Source organism: Ligilactobacillus sp. ESL1201, from assembly GCF_058503265.1.
On record NZ_CP196362.1, the window covers coordinates 779,407 to 800,921 of the forward strand.

General features: G+C 45.4%; 25 protein-coding genes. 23 read left to right on the plus strand and 2 right to left on the minus strand.

Annotation, left to right across the window (positions count from 1 at the left end):
• Nucleotides 1–139: 139 nt before the first annotated feature.
• Nucleotides 140–1,141 carry a serine hydrolase domain-containing protein gene (locus ACSYSK_RS04010; protein ID WP_491715855.1) on the plus strand — a complete coding sequence of 334 codons (1,002 nt, stop codon included), beginning with the start codon at nt 140–142 and terminating at the stop codon, nt 1,139–1,141.
• Between the two features lie 23 nt (nt 1,142–1,164).
• Nucleotides 1,165–2,130, plus strand: a complete 966-nt coding sequence (gene manA, locus ACSYSK_RS04015; RefSeq protein WP_491715620.1) for a mannose-6-phosphate isomerase, class I — start codon at nt 1,165–1,167, stop codon at nt 2,128–2,130.
• Nucleotides 2,131–2,271: 141 nt separating this feature from the next.
• On the opposite strand, the gene ACSYSK_RS04020 is transcribed toward manA, so the two are convergent.
• Both ACSYSK_RS04020 and ACSYSK_RS04025 read right to left on the minus strand, forming a co-directional pair.
• Complete coding sequence (locus ACSYSK_RS04020) at nt 2,272–2,976, minus strand: type 1 glutamine amidotransferase (RefSeq protein WP_491715621.1); 705 nt, start codon at nt 2,974–2,976, stop codon at nt 2,272–2,274.
• On the minus strand, nt 2,976–4,322 hold the full coding sequence (locus ACSYSK_RS04025; RefSeq protein ID WP_491715622.1) for a MurT ligase domain-containing protein: 1,347 nt from the start codon (nt 4,320–4,322) through the stop codon (nt 2,976–2,978). The genes ACSYSK_RS04020 and ACSYSK_RS04025 overlap by 1 nt, the downstream gene beginning before the upstream one ends.
• Nucleotides 4,323–4,495: 173 nt before the next feature.
• On the opposite strand from ACSYSK_RS04025, the gene ACSYSK_RS04030 reads away from it, so the two are divergent.
• The 21 genes from ACSYSK_RS04030 to sufC all read left to right on the plus strand — a co-directional run bounded on the left by ACSYSK_RS04030 (nt 4,496) and on the right by sufC (nt 21,513).
• Complete coding sequence (locus tag ACSYSK_RS04030; RefSeq protein WP_491715623.1) at nt 4,496–5,104, plus strand: thymidine kinase; 609 nt, start codon at nt 4,496–4,498, stop codon at nt 5,102–5,104.
• Nucleotides 5,104–6,183, plus strand: a complete 1,080-nt coding sequence (gene prfA / locus ACSYSK_RS04035; protein ID WP_491715624.1) for a peptide chain release factor 1 — start codon at nt 5,104–5,106, stop codon at nt 6,181–6,183. The genes ACSYSK_RS04030 and prfA overlap by 1 nt, the downstream gene beginning before the upstream one ends.
• Nucleotides 6,176–7,021 carry a peptide chain release factor N(5)-glutamine methyltransferase gene (gene prmC / locus ACSYSK_RS04040; protein WP_491715625.1) on the plus strand — a complete coding sequence of 282 codons (846 nt, stop codon included), beginning with the start codon at nt 6,176–6,178 and terminating at the stop codon, nt 7,019–7,021. Before prfA ends, prmC begins: the two co-directional genes overlap by 8 nt.
• 17 nt (nt 7,022–7,038) lie before the next feature.
• On the plus strand, nt 7,039–8,058 hold the full coding sequence (locus tag ACSYSK_RS04045; RefSeq protein WP_491715626.1) for an L-threonylcarbamoyladenylate synthase: 1,020 nt from the start codon (nt 7,039–7,041) through the stop codon (nt 8,056–8,058).
• Between the two features lie 87 nt (nt 8,059–8,145).
• Nucleotides 8,146–8,775, plus strand: coding sequence for a uracil phosphoribosyltransferase (gene upp, locus ACSYSK_RS04050; protein WP_491715627.1), 630 nt, complete (start codon nt 8,146–8,148; stop codon nt 8,773–8,775).
• Between the two features lie 402 nt (nt 8,776–9,177).
• Nucleotides 9,178–9,891 (plus strand): F0F1 ATP synthase subunit A, encoded by a 714-nt coding sequence (atpB, locus tag ACSYSK_RS04055; protein WP_491715628.1) that lies wholly within the window; start codon nt 9,178–9,180, stop codon nt 9,889–9,891.
• A 34-nt stretch (nt 9,892–9,925) separates the two neighbouring features.
• Complete coding sequence (gene atpE, locus ACSYSK_RS04060) at nt 9,926–10,150, plus strand: F0F1 ATP synthase subunit C (protein ID WP_491715629.1); 225 nt, start codon at nt 9,926–9,928, stop codon at nt 10,148–10,150.
• Between the two features lie 35 nt (nt 10,151–10,185).
• Nucleotides 10,186–10,707, plus strand: a complete 522-nt coding sequence (gene atpF / locus ACSYSK_RS04065; protein ID WP_491715630.1) for a F0F1 ATP synthase subunit B — start codon at nt 10,186–10,188, stop codon at nt 10,705–10,707.
• Complete coding sequence (gene atpH / locus ACSYSK_RS04070; protein WP_491715631.1) at nt 10,694–11,236, plus strand: ATP synthase F1 subunit delta; 543 nt, start codon at nt 10,694–10,696, stop codon at nt 11,234–11,236. The genes atpF and atpH overlap by 14 nt, the downstream gene beginning before the upstream one ends.
• Before the next feature lie 20 nt (nt 11,237–11,256).
• The gene (gene atpA, locus ACSYSK_RS04075; protein ID WP_491715632.1) at nt 11,257–12,768 is read left to right on the plus strand and encodes a F0F1 ATP synthase subunit alpha; all 1,512 of its coding nucleotides are present in this window, start codon (nt 11,257–11,259) and stop codon (nt 12,766–12,768) included.
• Between the two features lie 12 nt (nt 12,769–12,780).
• Entirely contained in the window at nt 12,781–13,713 is a 933-nt protein-coding gene (locus tag ACSYSK_RS04080) for a F0F1 ATP synthase subunit gamma (RefSeq protein ID WP_491715633.1), read from the plus strand.
• Between the two features lie 18 nt (nt 13,714–13,731).
• Nucleotides 13,732–15,138 carry a F0F1 ATP synthase subunit beta gene (atpD, locus tag ACSYSK_RS04085; protein WP_491715634.1) on the plus strand — a complete coding sequence of 469 codons (1,407 nt, stop codon included), beginning with the start codon at nt 13,732–13,734 and terminating at the stop codon, nt 15,136–15,138.
• 13 nt (nt 15,139–15,151) lie between these two features.
• Nucleotides 15,152–15,571 (plus strand): F0F1 ATP synthase subunit epsilon, encoded by a 420-nt coding sequence (locus tag ACSYSK_RS04090; RefSeq protein ID WP_491715635.1) that lies wholly within the window; start codon nt 15,152–15,154, stop codon nt 15,569–15,571.
• Nucleotides 15,572–15,842: 271 nt separating this feature from the next.
• Nucleotides 15,843–16,085, plus strand: a complete 243-nt coding sequence (locus ACSYSK_RS04095; protein WP_491715636.1) for a DUF1146 family protein — start codon at nt 15,843–15,845, stop codon at nt 16,083–16,085.
• Between the two features lie 30 nt (nt 16,086–16,115).
• Nucleotides 16,116–17,411, plus strand: coding sequence for a UDP-N-acetylglucosamine 1-carboxyvinyltransferase (murA, locus tag ACSYSK_RS04100; RefSeq protein ID WP_491715637.1), 1,296 nt, complete (start codon nt 16,116–16,118; stop codon nt 17,409–17,411).
• A gap of 33 nt (nt 17,412–17,444) precedes the next feature.
• Nucleotides 17,445–18,437: a rod shape-determining protein gene (locus ACSYSK_RS04105; protein ID WP_491715638.1), complete on the plus strand. Its 993-nt coding sequence runs from the start codon at nt 17,445–17,447 to the stop codon at nt 18,435–18,437.
• Nucleotides 18,437–18,763 carry a membrane protein insertion efficiency factor YidD gene (gene yidD, locus ACSYSK_RS04110; protein ID WP_491715639.1) on the plus strand — a complete coding sequence of 109 codons (327 nt, stop codon included), beginning with the start codon at nt 18,437–18,439 and terminating at the stop codon, nt 18,761–18,763. The genes ACSYSK_RS04105 and yidD overlap by 1 nt, the downstream gene beginning before the upstream one ends.
• Complete coding sequence (locus tag ACSYSK_RS04115; protein ID WP_491715640.1) at nt 18,726–18,944, plus strand: DUF2969 family protein; 219 nt, start codon at nt 18,726–18,728, stop codon at nt 18,942–18,944. The genes yidD and ACSYSK_RS04115 overlap by 38 nt, the downstream gene beginning before the upstream one ends.
• Nucleotides 18,945–18,964: 20 nt before the next feature.
• Complete coding sequence (locus ACSYSK_RS04120) at nt 18,965–20,158, plus strand: FtsW/RodA/SpoVE family cell cycle protein (protein WP_491715641.1); 1,194 nt, start codon at nt 18,965–18,967, stop codon at nt 20,156–20,158.
• Between the two features lie 141 nt (nt 20,159–20,299).
• Entirely contained in the window at nt 20,300–20,659 is a 360-nt protein-coding gene (locus tag ACSYSK_RS04125; RefSeq protein ID WP_491715642.1) for an arsenate reductase family protein, read from the plus strand.
• A 68-nt stretch (nt 20,660–20,727) separates the two neighbouring features.
• The gene (gene sufC, locus ACSYSK_RS04130; RefSeq protein ID WP_491715643.1) at nt 20,728–21,513 is read left to right on the plus strand and encodes a Fe-S cluster assembly ATPase SufC; all 786 of its coding nucleotides are present in this window, start codon (nt 20,728–20,730) and stop codon (nt 21,511–21,513) included.
• The last annotated feature ends 2 nt before the right edge of the window (nt 21,514–21,515 follow it).

The following is a 21,515-nucleotide window of genomic DNA, read 5'->3' on the forward strand; positions in this document are numbered from 1 at the left end:
GCCAAGAGCGCAATTTGACACCGTCTAGGCTAGTTCTCAACTGCTAACCGGGCTTTTGTCCCAGCCTCTTTTTTGGTGTAAATTTAAATTTGTTTCCTCGTTATTTTTAAATTATAATGATTTTTAGCTAATGAAAACAATAAATCCACAAACAATTAAAATGCTCCACCAATTAGTACAACAAAATATTGTTCCCGGTGTGTCTTATGCGTTGGTGCACCATGGTCAAATTCAAAGTGCGGTTTTGGGGCGGCGGCAAGTTCAACCACAAAGCCGGCCACTACAAGAGGGATTGTTTTACGACGTTGCTTCTTTGACCAAGGTAGTTTGCACTACCACTTTGATCTTAAAATTACTTGTAATCAAGCGCTTATCCTTGAATTCGCGGGTCGCGGATCTGTTGCCGCGTTTCAAGGATCGGCGGGTGACGCTTTTGCATTTACTGACACATACGGCGGCTATCAGTGGCTACATCCCACACCGCGACCAGCTGAATGCAACCGAATTATTAACTGCGATTTACGAACAGCTTAGTACCGGTCCTGGTTTGGGGCGTCGGATCAAGTATACCGACATCGGTATGATCTTATTGGGGCAGGTGTTGGAACAAATTTACCACCGCCCGGTCCAAGACGTGTTGACGACTCAGGTGCTACAACCGCTTGGCCTGACGCAAAGTACATTTAGTCCGGCCCCCGCGCAGTGCGTGCCGACGACTTACGATCAGTACGGTTTGCGCCAGGGGATCGTTCATGACCCTAAGGCTTTTGTTTTGGGCAAACACTGTGCTTCGGCCGGGCTTTTTATGACGCTCCACGACGCGGTTAAATTTGTCTGTTGGGTGTTGGCGCCAGCGCAGGAGGATTCTTTTTTGCCGGAAAAAACGCTGCGGTCGTTATTTCGTAAGTACACGCCGGGTCCGGGAGGCGGGCGCACCTTAGGCTGGGATCTGCGCTACAACCGGCAACACCAGCCTTGTTTATATCACACGGGTTATACGGGAACGTTGCTGTTGGTGGATCGTTTTCAACAAGACGCGCTGGTAGTTTTTACTAACCGGGTTCATCCGACGGCTCGTAACGCGCGTTTTTTGCTGGCACGCGACCAACTGATCGCGACGTATTTGGCAGAAAAGCCATAATTAATGATAAGAGGAGTGATCTAATGAGTGAACCATTATTTTTACAGCCGGTATTTCACGAAAAAATTTGGGGCGGTGACAAGTTACGAACCGAATTTGGTTACCAGATCCCCAGTGATCATACCGGGGAGTGCTGGGCGATTTCCGCGCACAAACACGGACCGGCGACGGTGCTCAACGGGCCGTTTAAACAAATGACCTTAGACCAGGTTTGGCAACGACACCGCGAAGTTTTTGGTAACGCACGCGGGGAAGTTTTCCCGCTACTGACCAAGATTTTAGATGCTAAAGAAGATCTTTCGGTTCAGGTCCATCCAGACGACCGGTACGCGCAGGAAAATGAGGGTGAACTGGGTAAAACTGAGTGTTGGTACGTGTTAGCGGCACAACCGGGAGCTAAGTTGATTTACGGGCATCACGTGCAGACAAAAGAACAGTTAGCCGACATGATCGCACACCAGCAGTGGCAACAGCTGTTTCGCTACCAGCCGGTGAAGCCTGGTGATTTTATCTACGTTCCCAGCGGGACGATCCACGCGGTAGGCAAGGGGATCATGGTTCTTGAGACCCAGCAAAGTAGCGACACGACTTATCGTTTGTATGATTTTGATCGTGTTGACCAAACAACGGGTAAAAAACGCGACCTGCACATTAAGCAGTCACTGGATTGTACGACGGTGCCGTTTAAAATGCCCGAGTTAGCTCACCGGGAATATTTGGTGGGGCAAGCTGCGGTCACCCAGTTTGTGGCGACCCGCTATTTTGCAGTTTATCGTTGGCGGTTAAATGGTGGTAGTGCCGCTTTTACTAGACAAGAGGCACCATACACGTTAGTTTCGGTAGTCGCTGGTCACGGCGAGATCGTGGTGGACGGCCAGACTTACCAGCTGCAAAAGGGAACACATTTTATTTTGCCGTATCAGGTGAAAAAGTGGCGGTTGACCGGAGAAATGACTTTGATCGTTTCGGAGCCGGGCAAAGATGCGTAAATAATAAAAGACCAAAAAAGAGACTGGGAAAAACAGAATTTTGTTCCAGTCTCTTTTTGTTATGTTTGTGAGTAAACGATGCTGAAAAGTAACTCATGATTGCGCTTCAGCTGGCAGCCACCTACATTTAACTAGCCGTTTTTAATACGTCGGTTTAATTACCAATTTTTCCTGTTCACTTAAGTCCGTCTGCGGGTACTTGCGGTGCAGCGCTAATAACAGTAGTCTTTTGGCTAAATTACCGTTGCGTGCGAGGATCGGTCCGTGAAAATACGAGCAGTAAACGTTGTGGTAAATTGCTCCTTCGCCCCCGTCTTCGCCGTTATTGCCATGCCCCTGAAGGACTTTTCCTAACGGTCGTTCGTCTTCACCGAGGTAAGTCAATCCGTTGTGGTTTTCAAAGCCGTGGTATTTTTCTGCGGTCGTTTCGTTTTGAATGGTAATGTCGCCGATAAAACGGTTGTTATTTTGACTGTTAGTGTAGTGGGGTAAAATGCCCGCCCCCGGAATTTTTTGTCCTTGTGCGCTGATATAATACTTACCTAATAATTGGTAACCGCCACAAATCGCTAGTCCGGGACCGTCGCTGGTGATAAATTTTTCCAGCGCCTGCTTTTTACGGGGGAGGTCTTGGGAGACGATCAGTTGTTCATAATCCTGTCCGCCGCCAAATAAGAAGAGGTCGTAGTTTTCGCCGACAAAATCGTCGTTTAAGGATACAATTTGTGACTCGAGTGTCACGCCCATTTGTTTGGCGTAATAGCGTAATACTAAAATATTACCCACATCGCCGTACGTGTTTAACAAATCGCCGTATAAGTGAGCGATGTTTAGTGAATATTGCATCAGTCCATTCCTCCAATCAAATAGCCTTGTTGTGTCAGTAATTTACGTAGCTGCAACACGGCAGTATAGGTGGCTAATACGTAGACGTGTTTGGTCGGCATCTTTTTGATCTGCTCGACGACTTGTGCTAATTCCGGTTCTTGGTAAAAATTGTTTGCCGGCACGCCTGCGACCTGTAACCGAAAGGTGATATCACGGTAACGCTTTCCTCCGGTCAACACAAAGGGGATCTTGTCAAATGGCAGCTTTTCAAAAGAACCGTCCCAGATCCAACTGGTGTCGATGCCGTCGGCGTATTCGGCGTTTAGCAAGATCGCTAAGGAAAATGGTTGGTCGTCGCTAGTGATCATTTCTAAAACTTGGTCCAGTCCGACCGGGTTTTTAACCAAGATCAAGGTGACTTCTTTGTTTTCGACGGTGATCACTTCCTGGCGCCCGAAGACTTTACTGTCGGCGCTGCTGAGTGTCTGGGCGATCTTTGTGCCACTCACGCCACAGAAACGACCGACGGTGTATGCGGCTAAGGCATTATAGATATTGTAGGTTCCCCCGATCTGCAGGTTGATTTGGTGGTCGTCGATAGTAAAAGTCGTTGATTGGGGCGTTTGCTGGCTGATCTTAGTCACATGATGTTTTAATTTTGGCCGGGTAAAATTACAGTTGGGGCAGTAATAGTGGCCCAGATTACTGTAAGTGCGGCTATGGTAGTGTAAAATGTGTTGACAACTGGGGCATAATAACCCGTCGGTGTTAGCGGGAGCCCGTTGTTCGTGTTCTTCTTGGTAGTCACAACCGTAATAGATCACGGGATTAGGCAGCTCAACGGAATTAAAGATCGGCGCGTCACCGTTAGCGATCACCATTGCTTGCGGGTGCATTTTGATCCCATCCAGTATTTTACGGTAAGTGGTGTAAATTTCACCGTAGCGGTCCATTTGGTCCCGAAATAAATTGGTCAACACAAAGGCCGCTGGTTTGAGGTAACGAGAAATAATGGGAACGTTGGCCTCGTCCGTTTCTAACACGGCGATTTTTTTGGTGCTATTTTTAGCAGGGTGGTCGCTTAAAAAGGCCGTCACGATCCCCTGTTTCATGTTAGAACCACTGGGATTAGTTAAAACGTGGCCGTAAGCTGCTTGTAAGACTTTAACGGTCAAAGCGGTCGTCAAGGTCTTACCATTGGTACCGGTGACCAGAATGATCTCGTAATCACGAGCCAGTTTGGTCAAAACGTCATGATCGAGTGCCAGCGTGATTTTTCCGGGCAAAGACGTGCCCCCGTGACTGAATTTATGCAAAAACCAGTGTGCAGATCTACCGGCCGCAATAGCTAAATTGAGCGTCATCTAAAGACTCCTTACAGGTATTTTAATAGCATTATCTTATCATAAAAAAATTAGTTTTCAGTAGTGATTTTACTTTTATCTGGAGAATTACTAAAATAATAGTGGATTAATGAAATTTGGGGCAGAATCATTTATACTAAAACTTGACAATTTTTGAGAAAAGAGTGATTGAGGTGGCCCAATTATTTTTCCGTTACGGCGCGATGAACAGTGGTAAGTCGATCGAGATCCTAAAAGTTGCTCATAATTACGAGGAACAAGACAAGCACGTTTTGATGTTCACCAGTGGAATAGACGACCGTGAAAGCGTAGGAATGATCGCTAGTCGAGTAGGATTGCAGCGCCAAGCCATTCCAGTCTACCCGGAAACCGACTTGTTGGCGGTGATCACTAAGGAAACTAACCGGCAACAAGTGGCGTGTGTCTTAGTCGATGAAGCCCAGTTTTTGACGAAGCAAAACGTTTTTGACCTTACTAAAGTTGTTGATGACTTGGAGATCCCGGTCATGACGTTTGGTTTGAAAAATGATTTTAAAAACGAATTGTTCGAAGGTTCCAAATACTTATTATTGTATGCCGATAAGATCGAAGAAATGAAAACAATTTGTTGGTTTTGCAATAAAAAAGCGATCATGAACCTGCGTTTTAGCGAGCAAGGACCCCTTTATACCGGAGAACAGATCCAAATCGGGGGCAATGAGCGTTATTATCCCGTGTGCCGTAAGCATTATTTTGCACCACCTTTAACTGCCGAAACTCAAAGTGATAAAGGAAGTAACTGATGGATAAATTATTTGAAAGATTACAGATGTTAGCAGACCGTTACGCCGAGTTGGGAGAATTACTTTCCGACCCGGAAGTGATTGCCGATACACGGCGGTTTACCAAGTTGTCCAAGGAAATGGCGGACCTCAGGGAAACCGTCAGCAAGTACCAGGAATATAAAAAAGTGCAACAAACGATCACTGATGATACTGAAATGTTGCAAGAAAACCTGGACGATGAAATGGCGGCGATGGTCAAAGAAGAGTTGTCCGCTGCTAAAAAGCAAAAAGAAGAACTGACCTCACAGATCAAGATCTTGTTGTTACCCAAAGACCCTAACGACGATAAAAATATCATCATGGAGATCAGGGGAGCAGCTGGTGGTGACGAAGCCAGTTTATTTGCGGCGGACCTTTTTTCAATGTACAGCAAGTACGCTGAAAAACAGGGCTGGTCGATCTCGGTGGTCGATAAGAGCGTGACCGAAGTCGGCGGTTTTAAAGAAATCGCCTTACTGATCAACGGCAAGAGCGTTTATTCCAAGCTCAAATACGAAAGTGGCGCGCACAGGGTCCAGCGGGTACCAGTTACTGAATCAGCCGGCCGGGTACATACTTCTACGGCAACCGTAGTCGTGATGCCCGAAGAAGAAGACGTTGAGATTGAAATCGATCCTAAAGACATTCGGGTCGACGTTTACCGTTCTTCTGGTGCCGGTGGTCAGCATATCAATAAGACTTCTAGTGCTGTGCGGATGACCCATTTACCGACAGGCATCGTAGTAGCGATGCAAGACCAACGTTCGCAACAACAAAACCGGGAAAAAGCGATGAAGATTTTAAAGGCGCGAGTTTACGACTACTATGCTTCTAAAGAACAAAGCGAATATGACCAAAATCGGAAATCTGCCGTAGGAACAGGGGATCGTTCCGAGCGGATCCGGACTTACAACTATCCCCAAAACCGGGTGACGGATCACCGTATTGGTTTATCGTTAAACAAATTAGACCGGATCATGAATGGGGAATTAGAACCGGTGATCGACGCGCTGATCTTGTACGAGCAAACCAAGGCGTTGGAAAATTTAAATGACTGAGCCCACTTTGCTAGCGGTTCAGCAACGCGCTTTTTTAGCTGCTGACAAACACGGTTGTGAACGATCCGGCGTTCAGCTACTGTTGTTGGGAGAAATGGCTTTTTCACAGACGGATTTTTTAGTAAATTTACGGCTGCCGATGCCCGCTGAACACTTGGCTCATTTTAAACAAAACGTGCGGCTTTATTGTCAAGGGTGGCCCCCCCAGTATTTACTCGGGACCGCGGAGTTTTACGGCCTAAAACTCAAGGTAACCCCCGCGACTTTGATCCCCCGTCAGGAAACGGCAGAATTGGTCGAATGGGTTTTAACGGATAATGATCTAGCAAATAAAAACGTGATCGATATCGGTACCGGCTCGGGTGCAATCGGGTTGGCGTTAAAACAAGAGCGCCCGGACTGGCAGGTGACGTTAAGTGATATTTCACCCGCCGCGTTAACAGTGGCTAAAGAAAATGCCGCTGCGTTACAGTTGGATGTTACGGTGGTCCAAGGTGATCTGTTGGCTCCAGTAGCGGGGCAGATTTTTGACATATTGGTGTGCAACCCGCCTTATATTGCCGCTGACGAAAAAAAGGTAATGGATCAAAGTGTTTTGTTGCATGAGCCGGCGACGGCTTTATTTGCCGCTGACCAAGGGCTGTTTTTTTACCGCCAGTTGGCTGAGCAGTTGACGGCAGGTGAGTATTTTCATGCCGGTAGCCAGCTTTACTTAGAGATCGGTTATCAGCAGGGGGCGGCCGTTAGGGGAATCTTTGCAAAGACTTTTCCGCAGGCTCAAGTGACTGTCCGCCGTGATATCAGTGATCATGAACGAATGGTCAGGGTTAAATTTTAACGAAGGAATGAAGGTAAATGGTGATCACTAAAATATATACGACAAGCCAGATCGAAGCGGCTGCCGCAGAACTTAAATTAGGTGAGCTGGTCGCATTTCCCACGGAGACCGTTTATGGTTTAGGGGCAGACGCGACTAACGAACAGGCCGTCAAGCGGGTTTATTTAGCTAAGGGGCGGCCTTCCGATAATCCGTTGATCGTAACGGTTTGTTCGCAACAAATGGCCGAACACTATATTCAACAGGTGGATCAAACGGCGCAAAAACTGATGAACCAATTTTGGCCCGGGCCACTGACCTTGATTTTTACGATCAAACCAGGCTCACTGCCAGCTGTTGTGACGGGAGGGTTGAAAACCGCCGCTTTTCGGATGCCGGCTAATCAGGCGACTCGTAAGCTGATCGCTACGGCCGGGGTACCGTTAGTCGGACCTTCTGCCAATACTTCGGGCAAGCCTAGTCCGACAACGGCGCAACACGTTTATCACGATTTGGCCGGGCGGATCGCCGGGATCTTGGACGACGGCCCCGCACAGTTTGGGGTAGAATCAACGATCTTAGACCTTAGCGTGCCGACGCCGACGATTTTGCGTCCGGGGGCGGTTTCTGCACAGGAACTAAGTGACTTTTTAGGACAGGAAGTCATTTCTGAACAACATCACGTCGGGGAAAAAGAAGTTCCTAAGGCACCGGGAATGAAATATAAACACTATGCTCCCGACGCGCAGGTTTTGCTGGTTGCTCCCGAGCAGTGGCCCGCAGCACTTCGGTGGGCAAGTGAGCAACAAGAAAAAATCGGGGTATTGGCTTGCGGTGTGCAGTTACCACAATTGCCCGCAAACGCTGTGCTGTATGATTTAGGTGCTGACGTGACGTCTGCTACGCACCGGTTATTTAGCGGTTTGCGTTATTTTGATGACGAACAAAAAGTCAACTGGGTATTGGCCCAAACCTGGCCGGACGACGGTTTAGGCGCGGCGTACATGAACCGTTTGAGAAAGGCTGCTGGCGGTCAGGTTTTCAGTCCTAAATCCTAATTTCAAATTAACTAAATTTTTGCTGGTAAAGAGTAGCGAATTCTATTAAAATGGAATACGGATTAAGAAAGGGGCGTGCGCTCAGCAATGGGAAAATTTGAAATTTTAGATCATCCGTTGATTCAGCATAAGTTAACTATTATCCGTAATAAAAATTGTGGGACACGGGAGTTTCGGCAAGTTGTTAATGAGATTGCCGAATTAATGGCTTACGAAGTTTCGCGTGACATGCCACTGGAAGACGTTGAGGTTGAAACGCCGATCACGACTGCGACCGAAAAACAACTTTCTGGTAAAAAAGTAGTGATCGTGCCGATTTTGCGCGCCGGTTTAGGAATGGTCGATGGTATCTTAGAGCTGATCCCGGCAGCCAAAGTCGGCCATGTGGGAATGTACCGGGATGAAAAGACGTTGCAACCCCACGAGTATTTCGTTAAAATGCCAGATCATTTGGAAAGCCGCGAAATGATCGTGGTCGACCCGATGTTAGCAACTGGTGGTTCTGCAATTATGGCGGTCGACGCCCTGAAAAAACGTGGCGCTCGCAGTATCAAGTTTGTTTGCTTGGTGGCTGCTCCCGAGGGGGTGAAGGCCTTACGGGAAAAGCATCCTGACGTTGACTTGTACGCTGCGGCTTTAGACGAGCGCATCGATGAAAATGGGTATATAATTCCAGGTTTAGGCGATGCTGGTGACCGGTTATTTGGTACCAAATAACTGGTACTGGTGCTGCGCTTGAGTGGGATTAGTATGTTTTGAGCACGTTAATTATTTAGGAAAATTAAAAAGACCAGGGCAAGGTTATTTTGTCTTGGCCTTTTTTATATTCTCGGGTGGTAGGGACAACAAGGTAGCAGTCCTCCATAGTTTTATAAATTGTGCACAATATTTTTGCCCCTTTTGGCGGATGGCCAGCCGTTAATAATGAAAACGATATTTTTAACCTTCCTTTAATTAAAGGCAATTTTACGGCAAATTATTTTTTTCAAGGTCTTTGTTTTTCCGTAAAATGGTGGTATGATTTCACTTGTATCAGGAAATTTATTCCTGAGTTATTTTACCTTACAGTTTGGTTAAACCATTCTATTTCCATATTTTGATGAAAAGAGGTGAAACTTTGTGAACGAAAAAGCCCAAGTATTGACGCTTTTTGGAATACCGTTTAACGTTGGCAACTGTCTTTCGGGACTGGTTTCCGCGGCGATTGTGTTGATCATTGCAATCTGGTTTTCGCGCAATATTAAATTAAAGCCAACTGGTAAGCAAAATGCGTTTGAGTGGATGGTTGATTTCACAAATGGGATCGTCAAGGGAGTACTCCCTGATGAAGAGGGTCAAAAGTATGGCTTGCTAGCTTTCACTCTTTTTTTATTTATCTTTGTTTCCAATCAGATCGGATTGATGATCGAGATTACGGTTGGTGATACTAATTACTTAAAAAGCCCGACTTCATCTCCAGTTACGACCCTGACGTTGGCTTTTATGGTTTTAGTCTTATCCCACTTTTGCGGGGTTGCCAAGTTTGGTTTTAAGGGCTACTTTAAAAATTCGTATTTGAGTCCGTTGAAGCTACTATTTCCAATCAACGTGCTGGAACAATTTACGAATTTCTTGACCTTAGCCCTTCGTTTGTATGGTAATATTTTCTCTGGCGAAGTATTAATGACAACGATCGGTTCATTTGCTAAACTCAAAGGATTTATCACGTTTATTCCTGCAATTCCTTTAGAGATGATTTGGCAAGGTTTTTCGGTCTTTATCGGTGCAATTCAAGCTTACGTTTTTGTTACACTGACGATGGTCTATATTTCACAAAAAGTGCAGGAAGAGTAGAATATTTCTTTAAATTTAAGGAGGAACTTTTATTATGACAACTGGATTAGCTTTACTCGGCGCAGGTTTAGCCGCTGGACTCGCTGCTGTTGGTACTGGTGTAGGTAATGGCTTGGTTATTTCGAAGATGTTGGAATCGATGGCTCGTCAACCTGAATTATCCGGACAATTACGGACTAACATGTTTATTGGTGTCGGCCTGATCGAAGCTGTGCCGATCATCGCGATCGTGATTGCTTTCTTATTGTATGCAAAATAAATAACGGTTTAGTAGTTGGAAGGAGGCGTCACTAAATGAATACACCATTTGTACTTGGTGTTGCTCAGGTTCAATGGGGCGATTTTCTTTTTTACCTAATTCTGTTTGTTTTGCTGATGGCATTAGTAAAACATTTTGCTTGGGGTCCGGTCCAAGAAATGTTACAAAAACGAGCCAATAAGATCGCAACTGACCTTGATTCGGCCGAAGGTGCTAGGCAAAAAGCAGAGCAACTAGCTAAAAAACGCGAGGTCGCTTTAAGTGAGTCACACAGTGAAGCGGCTAAAATCGTTGACCGTGCTAAAAACAGCGGTGAACAACAGCGCGCACAAATTGTGCAGCAAGCAACCGCTGACGCAACTTCACTGAAAACAAATGCTCAAAAAGAAATTGCTCGTCAAAAACAAGAAGCACTGGACAGTGTTAAAAATGACGTAGCAGAATTATCGGTTGAAATTGCAACTAAGATCATCCAAAAGGAATTAACTGCAGATGATCAAAAACAATTAGTCGATCAATATATTGAAGGGTTGGGGAAGCAAAATGGCGCTCAGTAATGCTGAAGTAGCAAATCGGTATGGCAAAGCGCTATTTGAATTAGTTGAGCAACAAGCTGATAGTCAAGCGCTTGTCGCCGAACTTGCTGCACTCAAAGAAGTTGTGAGTGAACAACCGCAATTGCTTGTTTTCTTTGTCAGTCCCCAGATCAAATTACGGGATAAACAAGCAATGCTACAAACATTGATGCAAGACGCATCACCTTTGATAGCTAATCTATTACAGATGTTGTTTGATTATGGTCGGTTGCAAAATATTAACGATATTATAGATGAATTTAACAGGTTGAATGATGTTAAAAATGAGACGGTCCGGGTCAAAACTACGACTGCAGTTGCTTTAGACGATGCGCAAAAACAACAACTGGCAACGCGTTTTGGTCAGGTCGTTGGTGCTAAAAAAGTAGTGATCGAGCCGACCGTAGACCCGCAAATTATTGGGGGCGTGATTTTACAAGCCCAAAATCAGATCTACGACGGTTCGGTCAAGTCTAAGATAGATAACATCAAACGTCTGTTATTAAATTGATTTGAAGAGGTGAGACTTTTATGAGCATTAAGGCTGAAGAAATCAGTACGCTGATCAAAAAACAGCTGGCGAATTATCAAAGTGAGCTCACGGTCGATGAAGTCGGAACAGTTACTTACGTTGGTGACGGGGTCGCTCGGGCCAACGGTTTAGATAATGCGTTGTCTAATGAACTATTGGAGTTTTCGGATGGAACATATGGCATGGCGCAAAACCTGGAAACTAATGATGTCGGGATCGTGATTTTAGGTTCTTTTAAGAATATTCGTGAAGGCGATACTGTTAAAAGAACTGGTCGGATCATGGAAGTTCCGGTGGGCGAAGAACTGATCGGTCGGGTCGTCAATCCCTTAGGCCAAGCAATTGATGGTCAAGGTGAGATCAAGACGACTAAGACACGACCGATCGAACGTAAAGCTCCGGGCGTAATGGAACGACAATCTGTTTTTGAACCCCTCCAGACAGGGCTAAAGGCGATCGATGCCTTAGTACCGATCGGTAGAGGACAGCGTGAGTTGGTCATTGGTGACCGTAAGACCGGGAAAACTTCGGTTGCGATCGATACGATCATTAACCAAAAAGACCAAGATATGATTTGTATTTACGTGGCGATCGGCCAAAAGGAATCTACCGTTAGAACGCAGGTAGAAACTTTGCGTAAATACGGCGCAATGGACTATACGATCGTGGTTTCTGCTGGTCCTTCTTCACCAGCACCGATGTTATGGATCGCTCCGTATGCAGGTGCAGCGATGGGTGAAGAGTTTATGTATAACGGCAAACACGTGTTAATCGTTTACGATGATCTATCCAAACAGGCGGATGCTTACCGTGAACTGTCATTGATCTTGAGACGTCCACCTGGTCGTGAAGCTTACCCGGGCGATGTTTTCTACTTACATTCTCGTTTGTTGGAACGGGCTGCTAAGTTAAACGATGAGCTGGGCGGCGGTTCGATGACCGCGTTACCGTTTATTGAAACTAAAGCGGGCGACGTCTCTGCTTATATCCCAACCAACGTGATTTCGATCACCGACGGACAGATCTTCTTGGATAGTGATAACTTCTATTCTGGTGTTCGTCCTGCGATCGATGCCGGGACTTCGGTTTCTCGTGTTGGTGGCGATGCGCAGATCAAGGCTATGAAAAAAGTTGCTGGTACTTTGCGGCTGGACCTAGCTTCTTACCGTGAATTGGAATCATTCGCACAGTTTGGTTCTGATTTGGATGAAGCTACCCAAGCTAAGTTGAATCGGGGGCAAAGAACGGTTGAAGTTTTGAAACAACCGTTGCATAAGCCGTTGGCCGTAGAAAAACAGGTTGTGATTTTGTATGCGTTGACTCACGGCTATTTGGATGCAATTCCAGTAGACCAAGTTTTACGTTTCCAAGACGAAATGTTTGCTGATTTTGATAGTAATCACACGGACTTGTTGGAAGAAATTGCTAAAACCGGTCAACTGCCAGATACAGATAAAATGGATGCAGCGATTCAGGAATTTGCTAAGACCTTCCAAGTAAGTCATGAATAGAGGTGATTACTGATGGGTGCGTCTTTACAAGAAGTTAAGCGTAAGATCACGTCCACTAAAAAAACCGGGCAGATCACCGCTGCGATGCAAATGGTTTCGACGGCTAAACTCAATCAGATTCAGCGCCATACTACTAGTTATCAGGTCTATGCTGCTAAGATTCATTCGGTTATCGGCCATTTGGCTTCGTCACATTTACTGGATGAAGCTCCGCAGCAAACCGCTGGTACTAAAGAAGTCAGTGCACTTTCCTTATTACAGGAAAGACCGATCCAAAAGACGGGGGTCATAGTAATTACCTCGGATCGTGGCTTGGTGGGTAGCTATAATAGTACAGTCATTAAGCAAACGTTGGAGTTGATCGCTAAACAGCAACCCGACACCCAAAAAGTAGAAATCATTGCTATCGGTGGTACTGGAGCTGACTTCTTTAAGAAACGGGGTTACGATATTATTTATGAATACCGTGACGTCAGTGATGTTCCGACGTTTAGGGAAGTCCGGCCGATCGTGCAAGCAATCATTAAAATGTATAACGAACAAAAATTCGATGAACTGTTCGTTTGCTACGATCATTTCGTCAATACCTTGACTTCGACTTTTCGTGGTGAAAAAATGTTGCCGATCTCGCCTGAAAGTTTAGAGCAGCACCAGCAACAACAAGAGACTGATCAGAATGGCTATAGTTTGGCTTATGAAACTGAACCTTCTGAAGAAGCTGTGTTAGGAGCTGTGTTACCTCAGTACGCAGAAAGCTTGATTTACGGGGCTATTTTGGATGCTAAAACGTCCGAGCACGCTTCGAGTTCGACCGCGATGAGTGCAGCTTCGGATAATGCTAATGACATTATCGCTTCATTAGAATTACAATATAACCGTGCACGTCAGAGTGCGATTACAACTGAAATAACCGAAATTACCGGTGCCCAAGCGGCACTGGAATAAGTAAGGAGGAATTAGTGCATGAGTTCTGGTAAAGTAGTGCAAGTTATTGGGCCAGTCATTGATGTTCAATTCCCGCTAGATGAAACTTTACCTGATATTAATAATGCCTTGACCGTTGACCGTGATGATGGCACACAATTGACCGTGGAAGTTACCCTGGAATTGGGTGACGGCGTAATGCGGACGATTGCGATGGATTCATCTGATGGCTTACAACGTGGGGCTAAAGTAACTGATACTGGTGCTTCGATCAGCGTTCCAGTAGGTAAAGATACTCTAGGTAGGGTCTTCAATGTTTTAGGCGATACCATTGATAATGGTCCTAAATTCGATGCAGATCATCGTCGTGATCCGATTCACCGTGATGCACCTGCTTACGATGAATTGAACACGAGTACCGAAGTTTTGGAAACCGGGATCAAAGTGATCGACTTGCTGGCTCCGTATGTTCGGGGTGGTAAGATTGGTTTGTTCGGTGGCGCTGGTGTTGGTAAGACCGTTTTGATCCAGGAATTGATCCATAACATTGCCCAAGAACACAACGGGATCTCAGTTTTTACCGGTGTTGGTGAACGGACCCGTGAAGGTAACGACTTATACTTTGAAATGAAAAGCTCCGGTGTTTTGGAGAAGACTGCGATGGTCTTTGGTCAGATGAACGAGCCGCCTGGTGCTAGAATGCGGGTTGCTTTGACGGGCTTGACGATTGCCGAATATTTCCGTGATGTTGAAGGCCAAGACGTGTTGTTATTTATCGATAACATTTTTCGTTTCACCCAAGCTGGTTCAGAAGTTTCAGCTTTGCTAGGGCGGATCCCTTCAGCCGTTGGTTACCAGCCAACTTTAGCTACTGAAATGGGGCAATTGCAAGAACGGATCACTTCTACTAAGAAGGGATCAGTTACTTCGATCCAGGCCGTTTATGTGCCTGCCGATGACTATACCGACCCGGCGCCGGCAACGACATTTGCCCATTTGGATGCGACGACTAACTTGGAACGTTCATTGACGCAGCAAGGAATTTATCCGGCTGTTGACCCGTTGGCTTCGACTTCTGTTGCTTTGTCACCCGAAATCGTGGGAGAAGAACACTATGCCGTAGCTACGGAAGTCCAGCACGTTTTGCAACGTTACCGTGAATTGCAAGATATTATCTCTATTTTAGGGATGGACGAATTGTCTGACGATGAAAAATTGATCGTGGCTCGTGCGCGTAAGATCCAATTCTTCTTATCGCAAAACTTCCACGTGGCCGAAAGTTTTACTGGCCAACCAGGTTCTTACGTACCGTTGGAAGAAACGATCAAGGGCTTCAAGGAGATTCTTGAAGGTAAATACGATGATCTACCTGAAGATGCCTTTCGTTCGGTAGGTAAGATTGAAGAAGTTGTCGCTAAGGCTGAAAAAATGAAGCAGCACAATTAAGGAGGTCTTATCAATGGCTGATAAACCGGAATTAACTGTGAATGTGGTTACGCCTGACGGTAGTGTTTACGAAAAAAAGACGGGCTTTGCAGTCTGCAAGACGACGCAAGGCGAACTAGGGATCATGCCCAATCGTTTGCCGGTGTTGGCTTCGTTGGCGATCGATGAAGTGCGGGTGCAGTTAGCTGATGGCAAGTACGATGAAATTGCGGTGAGCGGAGGCTTTTTAGAGTTTTCACAAAACGTTTTATCGATCGTTGCTGGTGCTGCTGAGCCCAAGGAAAAAATCGATGCCCAGCGGGCACAAAATGCTAAGCAAAGAGCACAAAAACGGATCGAAGAAGCTAAAAAAGCACATAATCCGGATGAATTACGGCGTGCAGAAGTTTCTTTACGCAGAGCGCTCAACCGTTTGAACATTTACAATCACTAGATTTAGCGCAGGTAAATGTGAGGAGGGGACCGGGACAAAAGTCATTTTGTCCCGGTCCTCCCTTTTTTGGTTTCCGTAAGTAATGGATTTAACCGTTTTTTTTCCACAGCTTTCTTCTTTGGGTCTCCACAAGTTACTATTCACTTTTTAGTGCTTTAAATTTGCACGAATTAATCATATGATGGTAGCAGTGTCGTAAAAGAGGGCACGTGTTGTCTTGTTACCGGAGGATATGATATTATTACAACAGATATAGATTTGGGGGAGACTCATGAAATTGATTGGGATCACTGCAGTGTTGACGTTAGTAAGTCATTTTATTTTTATCGCGCTTGCGTTTAATGTGATTCAGTCTTTACGGTTAGACCGGTATATTGCACCCGCCAAACAAGGAAAATATAAGATACTGTTAGTCTTAGTGTCAGTCGCACTCGGATTTTTATGCAGTTCTTTTTTCCTCAGTTTTGTCGGCAATGTCCGCAACCTCTCCGATTTATTACTTACTGATCATTAAAATTATTGTTGTTAAAGTGGAGGAATTACGTTGGAAAAGATAATTGTTCGTGGTGGTAATAGACTTGAAGGAACGGTGGAGATCGAAGGCGCTAAAAACGCGGTCTTACCCATCTTGGCGGCGAGTATTTTAGCTACCAGTGGACGGACTACTTTAACCAATGTACCTATTTTATCGGATGTTTATACGATGAATAACGTGATCCGGTTTTTAAACGTTAAAGTTGGCTTGGACGAAGAGCATAAAACAATCGAATTGGATGCGACCGGGCAGCTTTCTTACGAAGCACCGTTTAAGTACGTGTCGAAAATGAGAGCCTCGATCGTGGTCTTGGGCCCGTTGTTAGCCCGCTTAAAACATGCTAAAGTAGCTTTGCCCGGAGGCTGTGCGATCGGCACCCGGCCAATTGACTTGCACTTAAAAGGCTTACGTGCTTTAGGTGCGCAGATCGAACAGTACGATGGTTACCTGGAAGCAACGACGGACGGTTTGGTAGGAACTAATATCTACCTTGATTTTCCTAGCGTGGGGGCTACCCAAAATATTATGATGGCAGCTACTTTAGCCAAGGGGACCACGGTGCTGGAAAACGTGGCGCGTGAACCGGAGATCGTAGATTTAGCTAACGTGTTGAATAAAATGGGAGCTAAGATCAAGGGTGCTGGGACCGAAACGATCAGGATCACGGGCGTGACTGCGTTACACGGCACTCAGCACGCCATCATTCAAGACCGGATCGAGGCTGGAACGTTCATGGTAGCCGCAGCATTAACTCAGGGCAATGTCTTAGTCAAAGATGCTCTTAGCGAACATAACAAACCCTTGCTTTCTAAGCTCGGTGAAATGGGGGCCCTGATCAGTGAAGAGCCAGCTGGCATTCGGGTCCAAGGTCCCCAAAAACTGCGGCCGGTGACCGTCAAAACGCTGCCTTACCCCGGTTTTCCGACTGACATGCAGCCACAAATGACGATTTTACAGCTGGTAGCAAACGGAACGAGTGTGATGACCGAAACGGTTTTTGAAAACCGGTTTATGCACCTGGAAGAATTACGCCGGATGAATGCTGATTTTAAGATCGAAGACAAATCGGCGATCATGTATGGCGGTCAGCTGCAGGGAGCTCAGGTAGCGGCGAGTGACTTGCGTGCGGCTGCGGCCTTGATTTTAGCCGGGTTGGTGGCGGAAAATATTACGCAGGTCACTAATTTACAATACCTTGACCGTGGTTATTATCATTTTAACGAAAAATTGGCTGCATTAGGGGCTGAAATTAAACGAGTTGATGACATTGACCAGCAATTCGCCACTACTAAGCAGCCACTGTAATGTCATTACGTTGGAAAATAAAGGAGAATTACGATGGGAAAAAATATCGGAATTGATTTGGGAACGGCTAATGTTTTGATCAATATTGAAGGTAAAGGGATCGTCTTAAACGAGCCTTCGGTGGTCTCGGTCGACATGAAAAGCGGGAAGATATTAGCGGTTGGTTCCGAAGCATATAAAATGGTGGGACGCACCCCGGGCAACATTCAGGCTGTACGGCCGTTAAAAGACGGTGTTATTGCTGATTTTGATATGACCGAACAGATGCTGTCTTATTTTATCAGAAAGCTAAACGTCAAGGGGTTGATGTCGAAGCCTAATATTTTGATCTGTTGTCCTACGGGAACTACGGATATCGAAAGAAAAGCGATTCGCCAAGTGGCTGAAAAGACGGGGAACGGTCAGGTCTACGTCGAAATCGAGCCGAAAGTAGCGGCGATCGGTGCCGGCTTAGATATCTTCAAACCCCTTGGTAATATGGTAGTTGATATTGGTGGGGGAACTAGCGATTTGGCGGTCCTTTCTTTGGGCGATATCGTTAATAGCAAGTCCTTGCGTTTTGCGGGCGACCGCTTGAATGCAGACATTGTTAATTACGTGCGCCAAGAGTTTAATTTACTGGTCGGTGAACATACAGCCGAGAAAGTGAAGATCGATATTGGGACCGTAGTTAAAGATCACCGTCAAAAAGAAATGCGGGTCCGGGGACGCGACGTAGTAACGGGCTTACCCAAAGAAATTACGTTGACGTCTAATCAGGTAGAAGAGGCGCTTCATGTGACAATGGAAACGGTAGTAACTGCTGCTAAGGATTTATTGAGCGTTACTCCACCGGAATTAGCTGCCGACGTGATCGACCGGGGAATTATGTTGACCGGTGGCGGAGCATTACTTGACGGTATGGGCCAACTATTTGCAGAACGATTAAACGTGCCGGTCAGTGTTTCTGAAAGTGCACTGACAGACGTCGCCCAAGGAACTAGCTTTTTGTTAGAAAACACCGATAAAATTACGGATTATAAATAATGATAGCAAAACTTTTACTGAGTTTTTTTACGTTTTACCAAAAATGGATCTCACCCTTGTTTCCGCCCAGTTGTCGCTATTATCCGACTTGTTCTAATTATGCTATTCAAGCGGTGCAAAAGCACGGGGCGTTTTTAGGACTAATAATGGCAAGTGCTCGCATCTTGCGCTGTAATCCGTTGATCCGTGGCGGCTACGATCCGGTCCCGGATCATTTTACGGTACGCAAGAATAATGAGTGGCTGCAAACAGAAAAAAATAGTATAGTGGCAAAGTGGAGGAGCGAAAATGAAAAAGCAAAAAAATGTTCAAGTCATGCAAAATGAAAAAGTGATTCAAGGACAACGCGTAGTAGAATTAACGATCGGACAAGCTAGTTTAGGTACTGTGAGTTCACAACAGCACAATTATTTGGTTAGTTTTCCCAACGGGGAGCAGTTACATACTAAAAACCAAACTGCAGCAATTGATGCTTTGATCAGGGAATATCACTTACACCATAATTAAAGGAGTATTTAGACTACAGAATGAATACAAAGTTAAGAAGCAGCAATAACGAAACCAGAATCGACTGGGGGATCATCTTGTCCGTGTTATTGCTGGCGGTGATTGGGATGACCGCGATTTTTGTGGCGGCTAGTCATGATACCAGCACAACTAGTGTCGCTCATGCTTTAGTGACTCAGGCGTTGTTTTATGTTTTGGGGATCGTTTTAGTTGTCTTTGTGATGCAATTTGACGCGGAACAGCTGTGGAAAATTGCTCCACTTGCTTACTGGCTGGGGATTTTTTTGCTGGTAATGGTGCTGTTTTTATACAGTCGTCCCTACGCGGCGCTAACGGGGGCTAAGAGTTGGTTTGCGTTAGGACCGCTGACCTTCCAGCCTTCCGAAGTGATGAAGCCTTCGTATATTCTGATGCTGGGCAGGGTCGTTACCCAACACAACAGTGAAAATCCCCATCATTCGCTGACTAGTGACTGGCATTTGATCTGGAAGTTGCTTGGTTGGACGTTGCCGGTTGCGGTTTTACTAGAATTACAAAATGATTTTGGGACGATGTTAGTTTTTATCGCCATCTTAGGCGGAGTGATCTTACTGTCAGGGATTTCGTGGAAGATCATCTTGCCAACTTTTATTGGTGTGGCTTTATTGGGTTCCCTACTGATCTTTTTGGTAGTTTATGATCGTAATTTTTTGCTAGCGCTAGGGTTTCAGGACTATCAGTTCAAACGGATAGATTCGTGGTTAAATCCCGCGGCTAATACCTCGTCGAGTGCCTATCAGTTGTGGCAAAGCATGAAAGCGATCGGTTCGGGGCAGCTGTTAGGAAAAGGGTTCAACGTTTCTAAGGTTTACGTGCCGGTCCGTGAATCGGACATGATTTTTTCCGTGATCGGGGAGAATTTTGGTTTCGTTGGGGCTTGCGTGTTGATCTTTATCTATTTATTATTGATCTTTCAAATGATCCAGATCACTTTTGACACTAAAAATGAGTTTTATGCCTACATTTCTACCGGTGTGATCATGATGATCATTTTCCACGTGTTTGAAAATATTGGTATGAGTATCGGATTACTGCCACTGACGGGGATCCCGTTGCCTTTTGTGAGCCAAGGAGGTTCGGCTTTGATCGGTAATATGATCGGAATCGGTTTGGTCATGTCGATGCGCTATCATTACAAGAGCTATATGTTCAGCAACAATGAGGAATTTAAATAAGAAGTTGTTCTTTAAAGCACGATTATCAAATGAAGCTGAGACGTTTTGTCTCGGCTTTTTTGGCGTCTTCGTTACTGAAAACTGAATCGCACTATTAGTAGGTGGTATAATTTAGTAAGTAATAAAGGAGAAGTGAATAAAATGAAAAAATTCTATTGTTATTCTAAGTGTTCTACCTGTAAAAAAGCGCAAAAATGGCTGGATGCCCACGATGTTGAGTACGAAAAACAAGACTTGGTGGAACAACCGCCTAGCGCACAGCAGTTTGAACAGTGGTTTGCGACAAGCGATAAGCCGCTGAAGTATTTCTTTAATACCAGCGGCCAGCACTACCGGCAACAAAATCTGAAGGATAAGCTACCGCAGTTAAGCGCTAAGCAAGCCGCCCAGCTACTCGCTAGCGACGGTAAGTTGATCAAGCGCCCGTTATTAGTACAAGGAGATAAATTAACGTGTGGTTTTAAAGAAGACATTTATCAACAAACTTGGGCGCAGGATTAAATTTTAATTGAAAACACTTCTCATTTAGATTAGAATAAAACTAATTTAAGGATTCGAGGAGGGCTAAAATGTCAACTTTAGCGATCACAGATTTACACGTCAAAGCTAAGGATGTAGACCAAGAAATTTTAAAGGGAGTTAATTTAACCATTAATACCGGGGAGATCCATGCCATCATGGGGCCCAACGGAACGGGAAAATCAACTCTGTCAGAAACTATTATGGGAAATCCGGCTTACGAGGTCATCAGTGGGGACATTTTGATCGACGGCAATAGTATTTTAAAGATGAAAGTTGATGAGCGTGCCCGTGCCGGACTTTTCTTGGCGATGCAATATCCCGCAGAAATTCCGGGGATCACCAACGAAGAGTTTGTTAGAACGGCGATCAATGCCCGTCGGCCTAAAGACCAGCCGTTACCGATCCCGGAATTTTTACAGCGGTTAGACCAAACACTGGCTACTTTAGATATGACCCAAGAAATGGCCGAACGTTATTTAAATGAAGGCTTTTCCGGTGGCGAAAAAAAGCGGAATGAAATTTTACAACTGATGATGATCGCGCCTAAGTTTGCGATTTTAGATGAGATCGATTCGGGTTTGGACATCGATGCGTTAAAAGTAGTTTCCCGTGGCGTTAACCAAATGCGGGGCGCTAATTTTAGTGCGCTGATGATCACTCATTACCAGCGGCTGTTAAACTACATTCACCCGGATGTGGTACACGTCATGATGGGTGGCAGGGTCGTAAAATCCGGCGATGCTTCTTTGGCTTTGCGCTTGGAAGAAGAAGGCTACGTGGGGTTAAGAGATGAGTTAGGCCTAGACGTTGAATTAGTCGACGAAAAGAAGTAGGG

Bases quoted from the DNA above. Each gene is read 5' to 3' on its own strand.
- atpH (WP_491715631.1), top strand. From the start codon at position 10,694: ATGGCGCTCAGTAATGCTGAAGTAGCAAATCGGTATGGCAAAGCGCTA.
- atpF (WP_491715630.1), top strand. From the start codon at position 10,186: ATGAATACACCATTTGTACTTGGTGTTGCTCAGGTTCAATGGGGCGAT.
- ACSYSK_RS04020 (WP_491715621.1), bottom strand. From the start codon at position 2,976: ATGCAATATTCACTAAACATCGCTCACTTATACGGCGATTTGTTAAAC.
- ACSYSK_RS04080 (WP_491715633.1), top strand. From the start codon at position 12,781: ATGGGTGCGTCTTTACAAGAAGTTAAGCGTAAGATCACGTCCACTAAA.
- sufC (WP_491715643.1), top strand. From the start codon at position 20,728: ATGTCAACTTTAGCGATCACAGATTTACACGTCAAAGCTAAGGATGTA.
- yidD (WP_491715639.1), top strand. From the start codon at position 18,437: ATGATAGCAAAACTTTTACTGAGTTTTTTTACGTTTTACCAAAAATGG.
- ACSYSK_RS04095 (WP_491715636.1), top strand. From the start codon at position 15,843: ATGAAATTGATTGGGATCACTGCAGTGTTGACGTTAGTAAGTCATTTT.
- ACSYSK_RS04025 (WP_491715622.1), bottom strand. From the start codon at position 4,322: ATGACGCTCAATTTAGCTATTGCGGCCGGTAGATCTGCACACTGGTTT.
- prmC (WP_491715625.1), top strand. From the start codon at position 6,176: ATGACTGAGCCCACTTTGCTAGCGGTTCAGCAACGCGCTTTTTTAGCT.
- ACSYSK_RS04120 (WP_491715641.1), top strand. From the start codon at position 18,965: ATGAATACAAAGTTAAGAAGCAGCAATAACGAAACCAGAATCGACTGG.
- ACSYSK_RS04125 (WP_491715642.1), top strand. From the start codon at position 20,300: ATGAAAAAATTCTATTGTTATTCTAAGTGTTCTACCTGTAAAAAAGCG.
- upp (WP_491715627.1), top strand. From the start codon at position 8,146: ATGGGAAAATTTGAAATTTTAGATCATCCGTTGATTCAGCATAAGTTA.
- ACSYSK_RS04045 (WP_491715626.1), top strand. From the start codon at position 7,039: ATGGTGATCACTAAAATATATACGACAAGCCAGATCGAAGCGGCTGCC.
- prfA (WP_491715624.1), top strand. From the start codon at position 5,104: ATGGATAAATTATTTGAAAGATTACAGATGTTAGCAGACCGTTACGCC.
- ACSYSK_RS04115 (WP_491715640.1), top strand. From the start codon at position 18,726: ATGAAAAAGCAAAAAAATGTTCAAGTCATGCAAAATGAAAAAGTGATT.
- atpE (WP_491715629.1), top strand. From the start codon at position 9,926: ATGACAACTGGATTAGCTTTACTCGGCGCAGGTTTAGCCGCTGGACTC.
- manA (WP_491715620.1), top strand. From the start codon at position 1,165: ATGAGTGAACCATTATTTTTACAGCCGGTATTTCACGAAAAAATTTGG.
- ACSYSK_RS04105 (WP_491715638.1), top strand. From the start codon at position 17,445: ATGGGAAAAAATATCGGAATTGATTTGGGAACGGCTAATGTTTTGATC.
- atpA (WP_491715632.1), top strand. From the start codon at position 11,257: ATGAGCATTAAGGCTGAAGAAATCAGTACGCTGATCAAAAAACAGCTG.
- ACSYSK_RS04090 (WP_491715635.1), top strand. From the start codon at position 15,152: ATGGCTGATAAACCGGAATTAACTGTGAATGTGGTTACGCCTGACGGT.
- atpD (WP_491715634.1), top strand. From the start codon at position 13,732: ATGAGTTCTGGTAAAGTAGTGCAAGTTATTGGGCCAGTCATTGATGTT.